Annotated in this window: 10 protein-coding genes and 1 pseudogene; 7 read left to right on the top strand and 4 right to left on the bottom strand. The window is 43.0% G+C overall.

Annotated elements, in window-relative coordinates:
• Nucleotides 1–15: 15 nt before the first annotated feature.
• Both MA_RS06060 and MA_RS06055 read right to left on the bottom strand, forming a co-directional pair.
• Complete coding sequence (locus tag MA_RS06060) at nucleotides 16–3,240, bottom strand: DNA double-strand break repair ATPase Rad50 (RefSeq protein WP_011021188.1); 3,225 nt, start codon at nucleotides 3,238–3,240, stop codon at nucleotides 16–18.
• Nucleotides 3,237–5,081: a metallophosphoesterase family protein gene (locus MA_RS06055; RefSeq protein ID WP_011021187.1), complete on the bottom strand. Its 1,845-nt coding sequence runs from the start codon at nucleotides 5,079–5,081 to the stop codon at nucleotides 3,237–3,239. Before MA_RS06055 ends, MA_RS06060 begins: the two co-directional genes overlap by 4 nt.
• Nucleotides 5,082–5,570: 489 nt before the next feature.
• Between MA_RS06055 and mmrce1 the strand changes: the two genes are divergently transcribed.
• The 7 genes and pseudogenes from mmrce1 (at nucleotide 5,571) to MA_RS06025 (ending at nucleotide 10,239) form a co-directional block, all read left to right on the top strand.
• Entirely contained in the window at nucleotides 5,571–6,440 is an 870-nt protein-coding gene (gene mmrce1, locus MA_RS06050; protein WP_011021186.1) for an MmRce1 family CPBP family CAAX prenyl protease, read from the top strand.
• The gene (locus MA_RS06045) at nucleotides 6,437–7,768 is read left to right on the top strand and encodes an MFS transporter (RefSeq protein WP_011021185.1); all 1,332 of its coding nucleotides are present in this window, start codon (nucleotides 6,437–6,439) and stop codon (nucleotides 7,766–7,768) included. Before mmrce1 ends, MA_RS06045 begins: the two co-directional genes overlap by 4 nt.
• 31 nt (nucleotides 7,769–7,799) lie before the next feature.
• Nucleotides 7,800–8,059: pseudogene (locus MA_RS29300) on the top strand (MmRce1 family CPBP family CAAX prenyl protease); the annotation flags it as partial.
• Nucleotides 8,060–8,209: 150 nt separating this feature from the next.
• Complete coding sequence (locus tag MA_RS29740; protein WP_394295986.1) at nucleotides 8,210–8,332, top strand: hypothetical protein; 123 nt, start codon at nucleotides 8,210–8,212, stop codon at nucleotides 8,330–8,332.
• 173 nt (nucleotides 8,333–8,505) lie between these two features.
• Nucleotides 8,506–8,781 carry a hypothetical protein gene (locus tag MA_RS06035; RefSeq protein WP_011021183.1) on the top strand — a complete coding sequence of 92 codons (276 nt, stop codon included), beginning with the start codon at nucleotides 8,506–8,508 and terminating at the stop codon, nucleotides 8,779–8,781.
• 86 nt (nucleotides 8,782–8,867) lie between these two features.
• On the top strand, nucleotides 8,868–9,380 hold the full coding sequence (locus MA_RS06030; RefSeq protein WP_011021182.1) for a GNAT family N-acetyltransferase: 513 nt from the start codon (nucleotides 8,868–8,870) through the stop codon (nucleotides 9,378–9,380).
• Nucleotides 9,381–9,690: 310 nt separating this feature from the next.
• On the top strand, nucleotides 9,691–10,239 hold the full coding sequence (locus MA_RS06025) for a rubrerythrin family protein (RefSeq protein ID WP_011021181.1): 549 nt from the start codon (nucleotides 9,691–9,693) through the stop codon (nucleotides 10,237–10,239).
• A gap of 173 nt (nucleotides 10,240–10,412) precedes the next feature.
• On the opposite strand, the gene MA_RS06020 is transcribed toward MA_RS06025, so the two are convergent.
• Nucleotides 10,413–11,018, bottom strand: coding sequence for a sarcinarray family MAST domain-containing protein (locus MA_RS06020; RefSeq protein WP_048065049.1), 606 nt, complete (start codon nucleotides 11,016–11,018; stop codon nucleotides 10,413–10,415).
• 18 nt (nucleotides 11,019–11,036) lie between these two features.
• On the bottom strand, nucleotides 11,037–15,182 hold the full coding sequence (locus MA_RS06015; RefSeq protein ID WP_011021179.1) for a DUF7286 family protein: 4,146 nt from the start codon (nucleotides 15,180–15,182) through the stop codon (nucleotides 11,037–11,039).
• Nucleotides 15,183–15,435: the final 253 nt, after the last annotated feature.

Raw genomic sequence — 15,435 nt, 5'->3', positions numbered from 1 at the left:
TTGCAGCCTTGTTTTTTACAGCCTTGTAATTGAGGACATATTGGTGAGAGGATCTTTTTCTACCTGGAAGACGTGATCTGCGGAATCGATGAGGGAGTCGTCGTGGGAGACCACTATGATCTGGCCGACTCCGATGCTGCGCATCATGTCTATGAGTTTCAAGAGCTGCCTGATGTGCCCGCGGTCCAGAAAAACGGTGGGTTCGTCAAGGATCATGGGAGGGAGGCCGTCGGCTTTATCTCCGCCAAAGCCAAGGGCAAGGAGCCTGTAGATGGCACAGCGCAGGACAAGGTTGAAGATTGCACGTTCACCTCCGCTGAGGAGTTTGGGTTCGAGGGGGGTGCCGTCTTTTCTGTAGACGGTCAGGTTGTATTCGGGATCAAGCTCGATGTGAGAGTAAGCGTTGTTTGTGTACATGAAAGCAAACATCTCATTTAAGAGGACGGAGAGGGCACCTATGTTCCTTGCCCGCATATCTGCCCGGACGCGGATATAGGTATTTTCAAGTTCTTCGGCATTGCTGTAGACGGCTTCAAGGTAGAGCTGCCTGTTTTCAAGGGCTTTCAGTTCCTTTCTAAGTTCCCTGAGGCGTTTTAAGCTGTTTTCAAGCATGCCGATTTCTTTGAGAAGGGAATCTTTTTCTTCGGTTTTTTCCCGGATGTTCTCGGTGATTTTTGCCTGCGCCTGTTCAAACTGGGCTCGCTTCTGCTGGAGTTCGGAAAGCCTGTTTCCTTCCAGTTTTTCTCCCAGCTGCCTTATCCTCTCACTGCGTTCAAGGATCTCACGGTCTAAGAAACCCACCTTTTCTGCAAGATTCCTTATGGCAGCCTCAAGCTCGGAGATTTTATGTTTGATGTTTTCCATGCTAAGCAGGTTAGCCTGGAGCTTTTTTGCCTGCCCGAGGAGTTTTTCACTTTCGGAGTGGGCTTTTTTGGCCTCGTTTTCCTTTTTCTGCGCAGCTTCGAGGGCGAGTTCAAGAGCCTTGAGTTTTTCTTTTGAGAGGTTTTCCTTTTCTGCTAAAGCCTTTAATTTATCATTTAATTCCCCGAGCCTTTCCCCGTAATTTTCGATCAGGGCAAGGGAGGTACGGATTTTTCCGTTAAGGGATTCGATTTCAGCGGTATTTTCGGCAAGCTTCCTGTCAAGGGTCTTTACCTCAATGAGAGTTTTTTCACCTTCAATATGCGCTTTCCGAGCCTCAGCTTCCTGGACCTGCAGGGTCTTGATGTCCGAAAGGAGTTGTCTCCCTGAGGTTTCAAGTTCCTGTTTTCGCTTATCAAGGCTCTCAAGCTTGAGAGCGTCTTCCTCTATCCGGGCCCTGTGCGTCTCTATCAGTTTCCCGGAGGCTTTTGCTTTCTCCTGGAGTTTTTCGATTTCAATATCATAATCCGAGATTCGCTTTTCCAGCTTCTTTGCATCCTTGAGCCGGGTGATTTTTTTCTCAAGTTCCGCGTGCTGGACTTTTATGTCCGCAAGTTCCGAGGCGAGTTTTTCCTTTTTATCTTCGCATTCCTCGGCTGTACAGGCAATTTCCGACCCTTTGAGTTCCTGCCCGCAGGTGGGGCACTTTCCCGCGGCGAACAGTTCTCGGTTTTTACGAATGTTGTTTTCAAGTTCCCTTAGAGTAGCCTCAAGCTCTTTTTCCTTTCCATGCAGCCTGCTTTTGTTTTCCAGCAGGAGCTCGCTGAAATCTTCAAGGTTTTCGAGCTGGTCTGCGGCAAAACCGAGCCCCTTCAGCTCCGCCAAAACCTCGGACTTCTGCTCCTGAATATCCAGTACAGCTTTTGAGTTCTCCCTGAGTTCCTTTTCAAGAGCCTCGATTTCCGTGCTTCCTTTCCGGACTGCAGCCCCGGCGTTTTGCAGCTCCTTTTCGAGTTCGACAAGGTTCAGGTCGCAGGTTTCTTTTTCCTTAAGGGAAAGCCCGAGTTTTGTTGATGCCTCGTTTTTCCGGTCTCTGAGAAGGCTTTCCTTTTCTTCAAACTCCTTTATCAACAGGGCAATTTCATCCGCAGCGCCTGAGGCTGCTTTAAAACCTGCTTTTTCTCTAAGCCCTTTGCTTTCCTCTTCGAGCTTCCTTATGTTTTCCCTGTACCCTTCAATTTCCTTATTTGCAGCCCCGATACTGGTCCTGCACTCAAGCAGGGTGCGCTCAGCCTGAGTTTTTTCTTTTTCAAGCTCGCATAAGGCCTGTGAACCTGTTTCTCCTTCTTTCAGGAGGAGAGCAAGATCTTTTGATACGGCATTTACCTTTTCCCTAGCAGAAGATTCCTCTTTTTCCTGATGTAAAAGCAGGGCTTCAATTTCAAGGTCTCCAAAGCCGCAATCATCTCTTAAACCGGTGTTTTCTTCCCCGAGCTCAAGCAAAATGCGCCTCTGTCCCTGGACTTCCCCGGAAAAAGCTTCTTTTTCCTTAAAACAGCCGGCTTTATCTTCCTGAGTCTTCCGGATAGCCTCTTTCAAAACCTCAATTTCCTGCAGGCGTTCCCTGTACTCGGCAATCCTGAGGTCAAGTTCTCCTTTACGGGCAGCAGCATAATCTTTTTTCTCGTTAAGTTCTTTTAATGAGCCATCAGTTTCTTTCGCCTTTTGCTTGAGCCCATTTAGGGCTTTAACTGGCTCCGTACTCTCAATCCCTTCGATTTCGGCTTTCACGCCCACGAGGCTGTTTTTTGTATCCCTTTCAAGCCTTCGGACAGCTGTCTTTGCATACCCTGTCCTTTCGCGATATTCCTCAAGCTTTCCAAGCTGGAGCAGGTCATCGATCATGCGCTGCCTGTCCTTTGGCTTTGCATTGATAAGCACGTCAATTTCCCCCTGCCGGATGTAAGCGCAGTTCCGGTATGCCTCTTCATCCATATTCAGGAGGGTACGGACCTCTTCATAGGTGCGGGTCGCCTGGTCAATAATATTTTCCCCGTCAGCATAGAGCACGCACTTTGAGCTTGAAGCGTTTTCACTTTTTGAAGAATACCTGAAAGCCTGTTCAATAAGATACTCCTTTCCGAGATGTTCGAATCCCAGATTGATTTTTGCAGTCTCAGCCCCCTTGAAGATCATATCCGCAAGCACAAAGTCCTTTGAAAGGATTTTGCTCCCGAAAAGCCCCATGAAGCAGGCTTCAAGCAGGCTTGATTTCCCGCTCCCGTTTACCCCGGAAATTACGGTCACTCCGTCCTCAAAAGTGAAGTCCAGCTTTCTGTAACTCCGAATATTTTCTATGTACAGGTTTTTCAGCTTCACAGGTAATCACCAAGGTTATACTGTCTGGGCACAGCAGACTTTCCTTTTCCTTTCCTCTGGCTCTGTTTTACCGGTTTTTCAGCTTTATCCGGAACATGAGCAGGTTTTTCAATCCTATCCGCATCTTCTTTTTCGGAACCTGCTTCTACTCCGAACCCGGAAAGCTTTCCTGTCTCTTTTTCGGTTTTATTTACGGCATCATCCTCAAGCTCAGTCCTTTCCCCGCCCTTTTCAGGAACCTCTGATGAAACAGTAGTCTCACACGACCCGAAGGTTTCAGGGGAGCCGATATTTTTAAATGCCGGAAGGGGTTCAGGAGGTTCAGGGTTCACATCAGGGGCTTCACGTACCTTATCAGGAGCTTCATAACTCTTCTTGAGAGCTTCGTTAAGAGATTCAGAGTTTTTAATTCTGACAGGAGCCCGAAAGGTTTCAGTTTTACCGGCAATTCCCGCCACAAATTCGGTTTCTCCGGCAGGGTCAAGAGTTTCAATCTTTTCAGCCTCAACTGCCGGAATAGGTTTTTCATTATTTTCAATTATGTCGGGACTGACATGGTCAGCAGAGCTTTCAGGACTAACAGCGCTGACCGAGTCAGCAGAACTTACAGGGTGGTTTATAGGGCTTACAGGATCAATAGAGTCTGTAGAACTTATAGGGCTGGCAGGGATCTCTATCCTGAAATCCGGGTCTTCGAAATCTATCGTTTCAATCAATCTCAAAAGCCGGTTTTCGGTTTCTTCGTCCACCCTTGACCTTACCACATCAGGGCTCCGGATGATTTCATCGACTATCAGGCCACCATCGTTTAAACTCATCCTGCGGATCTCTTCGGCAACCGCATGGTCCGGATCGGAAAATGCGACTTTCGCAACCTCTTCGGGAAGGGTCTCTTTTATCCTGGCATCTTTCACCTTTGATACAAGAGCTCCTTTGCTTAACAGGTATTCTTCGATCTCGCTGAAAGAAAGAACTGAGTCTGAATTTCCTGAGATGTCCAGAAACACGACAGATTCGGGAATCTCTTCAAGATGTTCATTTATTGCAGAAAAGATCTGCTCGTAAGGCTTTTCTTCTCCGTCGATTTTTGCCGTGATAAAAAGGAAATTGCGGGTAGGAATAGTCCTCCTGCTGATTTCCAGCCCTTCCCCGGAAAGAGTGATAATATTGTAAGAACGGGGCTCATTTTCAGACGCACTGTTGCGTTCGGTACTGCCTGAGTATGTGGCCCAGGTCTCTTCTTCCCCTACCTTTATTTTCTCGTATTTGTGGTAGTCCCCGAGGAGAATTGCGTCAACTTTAAAGGGAAGGTTTTCGAGCACCTCGGCGCAGTCCCAGTCCGCATACGGGAAAGGCTGTACGATCTGGTGCATCACAAGAAGCTTTTTGCAGTTTTCCGGCAGGGAATCGGGCAATTCAAACCCTGAATAATCGTAAAGAGGAATCTTTGACTTGGGGACGCTGTCAATCCCGTAGATTGTCGTATTCCCGACAAGCTTAGGCGTTTTTCCGAGCCTTTCCGCAAGCCCCATCTCCTCAAAGAGGTCCAGCCACTGGGTATTTTGCTTGCTTTCGTGGTTCCCGACAATGCCAAAAAAAGGTATGTCTACAGCCTTCAACCGGGAGAGGATATTCATGGTTTCAAGGAGGTCTTCAAGGGTCGGATTCCTCGAATCAAAAAGGTCTCCCGCATGCACGACAGCATCGACCTGCATGTCAACTGCGTCCTGAATGACCGTCTCAAAAGCCTTAAAAAAGTCCTGCCTCCGTACCTCGCTGTGGTACTGCCGGTATCCCAGGTGCGTGTCTGCGGTGTGGAGTATCCTTATTTCCCGGTCCATAATATCAGTCTCCAGTTTTTACGGTATAGGGATTTGTATATTAGTATTTAACTGATTTCCACAGACTCGTGGCTAAGAGTTTGTGTTAGTCCGGCGAAGCCTAAACACTATTCTTAATCATTTCGACCAATACGCTGGAATGGTCAGAACAGGATACTGGAATTAGATAAAAACATTCATTTATACAGGAAAAATTAGACTATCAAATACCATATATTTCATTTATTCACATCTTTCCGGTAAATTATTTATTGTTACTCATTATATAAAACGCATCTGTGTGATTCAAATCTATTCGTTACATAAAACGTCATGAATGTTCAAATGAAAATGCACATATGACATAAAATAATGTAAACCGCGATTATAACCAGTCATGTTTTTTATAAAATAAAAAATTGAGAATGAATTTATTACTTTTGACTGCAAAAATAGGGGTGAATAGCAAAAAATCAGAAACTGTCATGGTAATTAAAAGGTGGAAGAAAGATGATTCCTAGCTATAAGTACAAACCCAGAACCTATTATATTATGGTTTATATTATAACCTATGCTCTCTGGTTTTCAGCGGCATATTTAAGTTTTCATGATGATAGTGGACTGTATATATTATTAGCGTTACTAGGACTGATGGTACCTTTTTTTGTTGCACTATTTATGATATTTACATCCAAAAATTCGGATTTAAAAAAGGATTTTATCAATCGGTTTATTAATCTCAGGTTAATAAACCCAAAAGTGTTACTGGCATTTATGTTACTAATGCCACTCACTGTTCTGGCATCTATTTTCCTTTCTCTTCCATTTGGTGGATCGACGTCCCAATTTCAATTTGCTGAAGAATACTCTTTTTCATCAGGGTTTGTCCCCGCGTTTCTTACTCTTATCCTGGCTTCGATTTTTGAAGAGCTTGGATGGAGAGGATACGGCTTTGAAAGTCTGCAAAGCCGGCACACTTTCTTTACGGCATCGATTTTTTTCAGTATACTCTGGTCGCTCTGGCACTTCCCGCTGATCTTCGTTAATAACATGTATCAGTACGAGATTTTTCATGAGAATGTCTGGTATGCAGTGAATTTTTTTGTCAGCATCGTCCCTATGGGAGTGATCGTCAGCTGGATCTACATAAAAAACGGAAAAAGTGTTCTGGCAGCTATTCTCGTTCACATTTCCATCAATTTCTTGCAGGAAGCTCTGCAGATGACCCAATTTGCAAAGTGTATTGAAACTGTGCTTATTACTGTCGTTGCTGCCATTATTATCATATTAGACAAAGAGATGGCTTTTTCGAAAGAACATCTTACTACTGGAGTTGACGAGTTACCGAGAATGAAAGGACCACTGGAGTTAACTGAGTGACAAATAATTGTACAGATCACTATTCCAAATTTCTTTTTATCTGGTTTGGACAATTCATCTCAATAATAGGTAGTGGCCTTACTACTTTTTCCTTAGGAATATACGTATATCAACAAACCGGTACAGCTTCAAGCTACGTCTTTATACTTATGTGTGCTTTTTTGCCCCCCTTCTTACTAAAGCCCTACGGAGGTATACTGGCAGATCGTCATGACAGACGTTTAATGATGATCTTAGGGGATTTAGGATCAACGCTTGGGCTTCTCTTCATATTTGCTATGATGCTAAAAGGCAATATTGAACTCTGGCAAATTTACCTTGGGATTGCAATCAGCTCAGTTTTTTCAGCTTTTCAGGAACCAGCCTATAAGGCCCTGATTACTGACCTTCTACCTGAAAATCAATATGCTAAAGCAAGTGGATTAATGCAATTAGCAAGTTCAGCTCAATACTTGATTTCCCCATTTTTAGCCGGGATTATACTCACAATAATGGATATCAAATTTGTTTTTTTAATTGATGTTACCACATTCTTAATTGCCAGCTCCATTGTTATATGGATAAGAAAAATCTTAAGCAGAACCCAAATAACGAAACAAGAACAAAACAACATGGCTGATCTTAAAGAAGGCATTCAGGAATTTTCAAAAAATAGAGGAATAGTTAATCTGGTAATAACTACCACACTCATACTCTTTTTTGTTGGATTGCTTCAATCTCTTTTTATTCCAATGATGCTAAATTTAACAACAGTAAAAGCAGTTGGAACCATTCAATCAATCTGTGCATCCGGCATATTAGTTGGAAGCTTGTTTATTGGGGTATATGGCAGCAAAAACAAATATGTAAAAACATTATCTATCTCATTATTTGTATCAGGTATATTTTTTGCTAATCTTGGACTCTCAACAAATGTAATTTTTATTACTTTAGCAGGATTTATGTTTTTTTCCACATTGCCTTTTATTAACACCGCTATTGAAGTTTTAATTCGAAAAAACATTGAGAACAGTAAACAGGGGCGTATATGGTCGATTATTTCTATGGTTACCTATCTTGGCTCCATCATAGCTTTTGCAGTTGCAGGTTTTTTAGCAGATAAGATTTTCAATCCACTTTTAGAATCTGACGGTTTGCTGGTTGGAACAGCTGGTTTAATTGTAGGATCGGGAGAAGGCAGAGGAATTGCCTTAATGTTTATAATTTCCGGAATAATGATTTCTGTAGTTGCTCTGTTAATCTGGAAAAATAGAAAAATAAAACAATTAGACGATGTTGAAGATAAGGATGGGGAGCTATCCCAAAATAAATACTATGTTGAAACGTAAATTTAGAATTCTCAGGAAATTGGATACGGCTATGGGAGTGATTATCAGCTGATCTGCATAAAAAACGGAAAAAGTGTTCTGGCAATGATTCTCATTCACATTTGCATCAATATCTAGCAGGAAGCTCTGCAAATGACCCAATTTGAAAAGTGCATTGAAACTGTGGTTGTTACTGTCGTTGCTGCCATTATTATCATATTAGACAAAGAGGTGGCTTTTTCGAAAGAACATCTTACTACTGGAGTTGACGAGTTACCAAAAATGACAGGATCACTGGACTTAACTGAGTGACAAATCTCTGAGGTTAACTGAATTTCCCTATCAATTTTTGCCGTAATGAAAAGGAAATTGCGGGTAGGAATAGTCCTCCTGCTGATTTCCAGCCCTTCTATGGAAAGAGTGATAATGTTGTAAGAACGGACCTCATTTTCGGACGCACTGTTGTGTTCGGTACTGCTCGAGTATGTGACCCAGGTCTCCCCTACCTTTATTTTTGTATTTTTGATAGCCCCCGAGGAGAATTGCATCAACCTTAAACGAATGGCTGAAACCGATGTGCTTTGAGAATCAGAGAGAAATCATCAATCGCGCCGGAAAAAGTAGAGAGAGAAATCATCTACTTTTTTAATAGTCTCAATCAAAAATATCACAAGATCTCTGAAAAATGAGCATGCACTGAAGAATCATCACTTTGAAAACGTATCAACGTTGGATATCATCATTTTAATGGTGTCAAAATGAGAATTGTAACCTGGAATTGTAATATGACATTCAGGAAAAAGTATGAGAAAATTCTTCCATACAATCCAGATTTACTGATTGTTCCGGAATGCGAACATCCGGGCAAATTTACTGATGATTTTTATTCCAATGTTTTGTGGATAGGAGACAATAAAAACAAAGGCTTAGGAGTTTTCAGTTTCAACGACATCGAAATTCCGTTGCATGAGTCCTATTATGAAAAATATAAATATGTTCTCCCGATTAAAATAGCCAACCTGAAAAATGTTTAAAAATATTATATCTGCAACTCTTACATTTAGGAAATGGATATTAATTACCCACTCGAAACACCGAAGAACCGAAAAAGGAGAATAAAATGAAAATCACCAGGGAAATAAAAACCGAAAGGCTGGTAATCCGAAAATTTGAAAGAGGAGACTTTGAAGCTTTTCACAATTTTATGACAGATCCCGAAGCTACCAAATATCTATTATTTTCTAATGAGCAGAAAACTGAAAACGGAATCAGAGAATTGTTTGATTATACTATAAATTCTTATTCAGAGGACATGGATGCAGTGTCTTTTGCAATTGCAATTAAAAACACAAATGATTATATTGGTTCTGTGGGTTATGCTCCTGATTTCAACGGAAAAGACATACAGATTTATTGGTCCATTAACAGGGAGTTCCAGAATAATGGCTATGCAACCGAGGCAACAAAAGCATTGTTGCAGAATCTCAAATCTCAAAGTGAGAAAAAGATAAGGGCATATTGCCATATTGAAAATGCAAGCTCCGAAGCTGTTGCAGAGAAAGTTGGCATGAAAGATTTAGGAATATTATTTATTAAGGAAATTGCACAGGAAAGCAGAGTTTTTGAAACATAGTTTGCAATACCTCTGTAGAAAATAATGTAAAAGTCGATGTAAAAAATGCACGTTCACCTATGTAGTGTGTAATCATAATTTAGAAAAAACTGTACAAAATAATTAAACAGATTAAAAAGACTTTTATTCTCTAAACTCAAATAAAGCGTGAACTCGGACTTACACAGTTAAACCGAAGAAATAGCATGAAACTTCAAAAGGTCTCGATAAGAATATCTGTGACAGACCTGACCACACTTTATTTTACTCATTAAGTACGTAAGTCCTGAGCATATAAACTGTCGAATTTTATAAATTAGGGGTTATTTAAATGAAAAAAATGACAGAACAGCATCTGATCAATGCATTTGGTGGGGAAAGCCAGGCCCATATGAGATATTTGCACTTTGCAAACCAGGCCGAAAAAGAAAATTACACAAATGTAGCCCGCTTATTCCGGGCAATCTCCCATGCCGAATATGTACATGCAGGCGACCACTACAAGGCGTTGAAACACCTCAACGGGGGCTTTGTCGCAAACAGCATGGCAGCCTTCGGGCCGGGGGATACCCTGAAAAACCTTCAACTCGCAATCGACGGCGAGACATTCGAAATAGAGGAAATGTATCCCGTGTACATAGAAGTAGCAAAGTTCCAGGAAGAAAAACTCGCACAGAGAAGTTTCGAATGGTCCTATGCCACTGAAAAACTGCACAAACAGCTCTTTGAAAAAGCATTCGATGCGGTTAATGCAGGAAATGACGTCGAACTCGGGCCCGTCCACATCTGCGAAGTGTGTGGGTACACTCTCGAAGGGGAGGCTCCAGATAGGTGTCCTGTGTGCGGTGCCGTGAAAGAGAAGTTTACCGGATTTAGATAAGTATCTATCCTGTTTTGGCAGTTTTTATCGGGTAAGTTCATCTGTCGCAGGGTTCAATGAACCAGCTTTTCTGACAGGCGAGCTTATCTCAACTTAAAATTTACTTCTTTTGTTCCCTCTTTTGATGCACATATCTCAGGATAAGCTCAAAAAATGGAGTTTTAAGCAAGATTTCACCTGCGGAACAGGGCAAAAGCCAATGCAAGAACCAAAAGCGCACCGGCAAGTGTAAAAGCTGGAGCAGATGCAGATGTGGACGAAGGCTCGGTTTCTGAGGCTGGTTGCTCTTCAGAAGTGGGAATTTCGCCTTCGTAGTATTCGTTGGAAATATATGGATAAGCAATTGTGAATCCACTGTTAACTAAAATTTTCCCCGTTTCAAAATCATTAATTTGATAAACAAAGTTAACTGGTATAGAACCACCAGCCCAATTTTCAGTAGGAATTACCGTCCATTCAAATACCTTAGAGGAGTCTTTTTCCATGACTTTTGAGCCATATTTATTCATTTCTTTCGTGAATCCATTCAAAATTACAAAATCTCCATCACCAATTTCACTTAACATTACCGAGACTTCGGATTTTTGGTAAACAGTGAGATTTATACTCACGTTAAATGGCTCCCCTATTTTTAAAGTAGGTTTTGCAACTTCAGAGCCAGGCAATAATCTGTCATTGAAATAAACCTGCATTTCTCCATATGGGCTGCTTGCAGAAGATATGTTTGGAAATGCCACCAAACATATAAGGAATCCTAAAAATAGAGTTTTCATTTTCATTTTATCCACCAATCTTGTTTATAGCTCAACAAATCCAACTGATTTTTCTGAATAGCCCCCTTCTTTATCACCGACACCTTTAGGACCAGTTCCAACAATGGTAGACGCATATCCATTTATTTGGAATTGTATCCTTGAATTTTCACCTAACCAAATGCTACTTCCATCTGGATTCTTTTTATAAGGATGGCTTATGTGTTCATACTTTCTAACATATTTCTGTCCTTTATGCCCAAAGTAAGGCTTTGGGATCACTTCATTATCATTATCGATGAGAGTAAACGTCTCGTACTCTCCTTTTACCTCATACGTCCAGACATTAACCGTAAAAACCCAATGCGGTGGCAACACAGGCAGCCCGCAGGGAACAGCTGTCATAGTCCTATCCAACCTTTTTGTAACCCTGTCAGCTACCTCTCCCGAATACATATCAACGGTCTCATTTGTCAGGTTTTTCAGTTCACCATCAATATGTTCAAAAAGAATATCAATTGTTTCCCCTTTGCTGGCTGTAACTGCACAGATGCCGTTTGCAATGCCGATTCTAACATCCGTATCGACCCTGTTCAAAACGGCTTCAAGTTCATCAGGTTCAACCGAAGGCTTTGAGTTTCGAATATTTGTTTTTACGATGGCGGCAAGTTCGGTTGCAAGCTGGTCCGTTGTAGATTTTTCAATAATTTCTTCATCGGAGAGACTTTTAAGGTAACCGGCTGTGACTGCACGTACGCGTGTTTCGCTTATCCAGCCGGAAACAACAGGATTTGAACTTACCTCAGCGGCTACCTCTTCAGTAATCTGGAACCTCATTTCCCGGGCATAGACCAGTTTTAGGTTATGAACTTCTGTGTTAAGGCGGGCTGTGTCCAGAGAAACTCCCTGTTCGCTGAGGTTCTGCTCCAGCAGATTAACTTCCGTGTTCAGGGTGGAAATACTCCGGCTGATCTGCTGGGAAGTTTCGGTTTTTACGTATTCACCACTTGAAGAGATGGCATCTGCAATTTCTTCGGAGACGTTGGCCGTAAAAATGCAGGTGTTCCTGACGCCTAGAGGATAGATGGTTTTTCCGCCCATGGAATCAGCCCATTCGTATTCTCCTCTCAGGTCGAAATCAGGGTCATGGTAGAGGTAATTCGGTTTCTGGTCAACGATGAGGGTGAGGTTTTCGGTCCAGCTGTATTTGCTTTCGGGTTGGCCTGTAACTTTTATTGTGGAGATTATGCCCATGTCCTGCCCGAGAGCCGAGGCAGCCTTCTCCATTGCAGGGTTATCGAAAAGGGTCATGGGACCTGAGGTCACGCTGTCAAACGCGCCGGTACTGAGGCCTTTTTCCTCAAGGGCATCCAGAATATAGGAGTTGAGGTCAGAGTCCAGTTTTTTGTTTTTCTGCTCGATATCTTTAAGCAGCCTGTTGTAGGCTTCGTTTCTTGCAATATAACGGGCAGAGTCGCTGCAGACGTACATCTTTCCGGAGGGGGCTAGGTGCTGCTTTTTATTTACATAGGCTTCCCGGTTTGCTTCAAGGTTAAAAATGAGTTTTTTTGCAGTTTCCACCTGCAGGTCGGTTGGGTCCTCTCCGGGGGATTCAAGGAGCGAATAGCTGAAATTCAGGTTGTCTTTTTCGATGGCATCAAGCATTGCCAGCACTTCTTCAGCCATTACCCTGTGCAGCCAGGATGGGATATCGCAGTTGACGGCGCGCTCTGCGAGATACATCCTGTCGGGATAAGTCAGGAAAGTGCTTTCAAGCGTCCTGATATTCACATAGGCAGCCCTGTACTTGTCTGCAGCATCGGAACAGCAAGGGTCAAACCTCTCTGCTCCGGCAGTATACAGGGTTGTTTTCCTGTATTCTCTTTCTACAGGGTCGGTATAGGTTGAAAGTCCCGTGTAGCCGCCGGTGGGTGGGCGCTGGTGATAAATTACAGTAAGGTTTTCGGATTCGGTTTCTGTATGGTAGAATGACTCCAGATCGGTTTTGCTAACGGTTTCGGAATCCGAGCCTCTCGATGTGCCGTAATTTGCTTCTACGGTTTCGGTGCCGTCCGCGCTATGGCTGACAGTATACCAGACATACGTGTATTTATAGTCGTAATCGATTTCCCATGTTGTCCTGATGTTGTAATAAATAGCATAACGGATACCCCAATCAAAGATATGGTCCTCGCTACTGAGATAGCCGTCACCGGTCCTGTGCTCGGTAAGAAGCTGGTCATTAGCCCTGTAATAATATTGAGGCTCAACTCTTACGGCAGCTATATCCACGGACTTTAAACGAACAGAGGCAGCTGTAATATACCACCTTTTTACCCTCCCTCTCGGAGGGTCGATATTGGGGTCCAGGGTTTTTGAGTATGAGTTCGTAACGGAATCATTCCAGGGGTACGAGGGCACAAGTGAACCTCTGTGCGTACCCGATGCTAAATAATCCGAGTCCCAGCTGACGGTGTGCCCGCTATATGAAACCGAATCCGTGTCAAAATTCGCTGTAATTGCCGAAGCCAGAGGGACAGGAGAATTGAAGCCGTCCCTCAGGATCTGACCCTGAACCGGAGCCGTGTAAACGCTGTCGGCAATATCGTGGATAAGGTCAGGAGTTTCCTCGGCCCACACATGGTCGTTAAAGACCCAGCCATCGAGGACTCCTTCCGTATAGTCTGAGGCTGAAACTGTTATTTCCGAATATTCGGAAAGCTCGTCGTAGGAGATGTTTACCTCTTTAAGAGACTGTTCTATACCCTCCTCCACATCCAGGGAAAAAGACCTGTTTGCTGCAAGGGAAGAGTATGCAGTCGTAAGGTTTACTCCTTCATCTGCCTCATAGAAGGACGCAGAAGCACTCGAACCGGTCGTATTAAAACCGGTTGTATTCAAATTGGCAGAATCCAACAGGCTTGGGCTGGTTTTTGAATTGCTGGAAGAACAGACGTCTTCATACAGGACCTTTCCGTTGTAGAAAGTTGTGTATGTAAGGGCCAGGGGGTCAACCGAGTCAAAAACCCGTTTTTGAGTGTAGAGCGTGGCCCCGTTAACCGAACTTGCAAGAGCAGGATTGGTCAGGATGTTCAGAGGCCCGTTTGCATAGTGCTGCCAGGGGCCGTAGATAAAAGTCCTCAGGTTTGTTGCCCCAAGCACGATATTTGAAGTCGAGTCCAGGCTTGAGGAGGTTCCGAGGGCGGTTTCATATTCCCGTACAAGTTCTTCAAGCAGAGGTTCCCTTGAAGGGATAAGGGTGGAGAGGTTCATACTCAGATTGTACGTTTCTCCTGATTCAAGATCCACAAGGGTGTAATTCAAAACAGGGACTTCGAAGACGTAGTAGATCGTGTATTTTTTGTTTGTGTATTTTTTGTCATCAGAGGAAATTTCCCGCTGCAGGGTCCCGTTAACCTTCCTGACCTTTATCTCTTCGGGGGCTATGTCAGGTTTGACATTAATGGCATATTCCAGGAAAGTGTGGCTGTTGCCCTGGTAATTTGCCAGAAGCAGCCGGTTAAAAGCCTCTGCCGTAATATCTTTTATGGGGCTTGCTTCGATCTGAAACCAGTCCGAAGCTTTGAGTTCGTCTCCGTAATAAAGTTCTATGGATGCATATCCGGCTTCTGCACTTTCCGGGACTTCCAGGTATTCTTCAAAAGATACTTTCTGAAGAAAACCGGTAGCCTGCCCATAGTTCACACGTTTGATTTGCCGTCCGGCAGAGTCGTTTACGACCAGGACAATATCCCTGTTCTTCCAGAGGGATTCGATTTTGCCCCAGACATCTGAAGGCATGTTTATGGAGATTTGAAGAGTGTCTCCTTTCTCAAGGTTCTGGTTTTGCGGAGTTACCATAAAATTGTCTTCAGAGGACCTTTCAACCGGAGAGCCCTCAGGCAGGATAACAGGGTGTTCTCCCTGCCATTCCAGAGCCTCCATTCCGGCATAGTTAAGGCAGCGAGCAAGATCGGATGCCGCAAGGGATATAGCCGTCTTCCTGGGATTGCTTTTCTCTGTAGTATAGATTGTTTCGGCAACCTCACTGTCCATTTTCAGGAGGTAAACAGAGGTGAAGGTTGCAGCAAGGACAATGAAAATCCCGATTATGGAATAAGGAATATAGGCGCGGGTATCCTTAAAAAAACAGGAACACTTGGTAGATCTTTTCCCAGCTATGTGCTTCACCCCGGAAAAATAAACGATAGAAGAATTGAGATTTAGAAAAACTGAGATTTTAAAGTAAAAAATATTACAGAGTTATATACATAAATACTTTACTTTCGATTGGAAAGAATTAAAATAAAAAGAAAAGATTTTGATGGTTAAAAACCAGCAGGAATCAAAAACGAAGAAAATAAAACATCTAAACAGGGAAAAAAGCAGAATGAAGAAAAAAACTGATCATTTTTATTTGCTGATTTTTTTGGTTGAGATTTTC

The sequence above is a fragment of the Methanosarcina acetivorans C2A genome (genome assembly GCF_000007345.1).
In the GTDB taxonomy this organism is placed as follows: domain Archaea; phylum Halobacteriota; class Methanosarcinia; order Methanosarcinales; family Methanosarcinaceae; genus Methanosarcina; species Methanosarcina acetivorans.
This window is presented reverse-complemented; position numbering and strand designations above follow the sequence as displayed.

Bases quoted from the DNA above. Each gene is read 5' to 3' on its own strand.
- MA_RS06055 (WP_011021187.1), bottom strand. From the start codon at position 5,081: ATGGACCGGGAAATAAGGATACTCCACACCGCAGACACGCACCTGGGA.
- mmrce1 (WP_011021186.1), top strand. From the start codon at position 5,571: ATGATTCCTAGCTATAAGTACAAACCCAGAACCTATTATATTATGGTT.
- MA_RS06035 (WP_011021183.1), top strand. From the start codon at position 8,506: ATGAGAATTGTAACCTGGAATTGTAATATGACATTCAGGAAAAAGTAT.
- MA_RS06030 (WP_011021182.1), top strand. From the start codon at position 8,868: ATGAAAATCACCAGGGAAATAAAAACCGAAAGGCTGGTAATCCGAAAA.
- MA_RS06025 (WP_011021181.1), top strand. From the start codon at position 9,691: ATGAAAAAAATGACAGAACAGCATCTGATCAATGCATTTGGTGGGGAA.
- MA_RS06020 (WP_048065049.1), bottom strand. From the start codon at position 11,018: ATGAAAATGAAAACTCTATTTTTAGGATTCCTTATATGTTTGGTGGCA.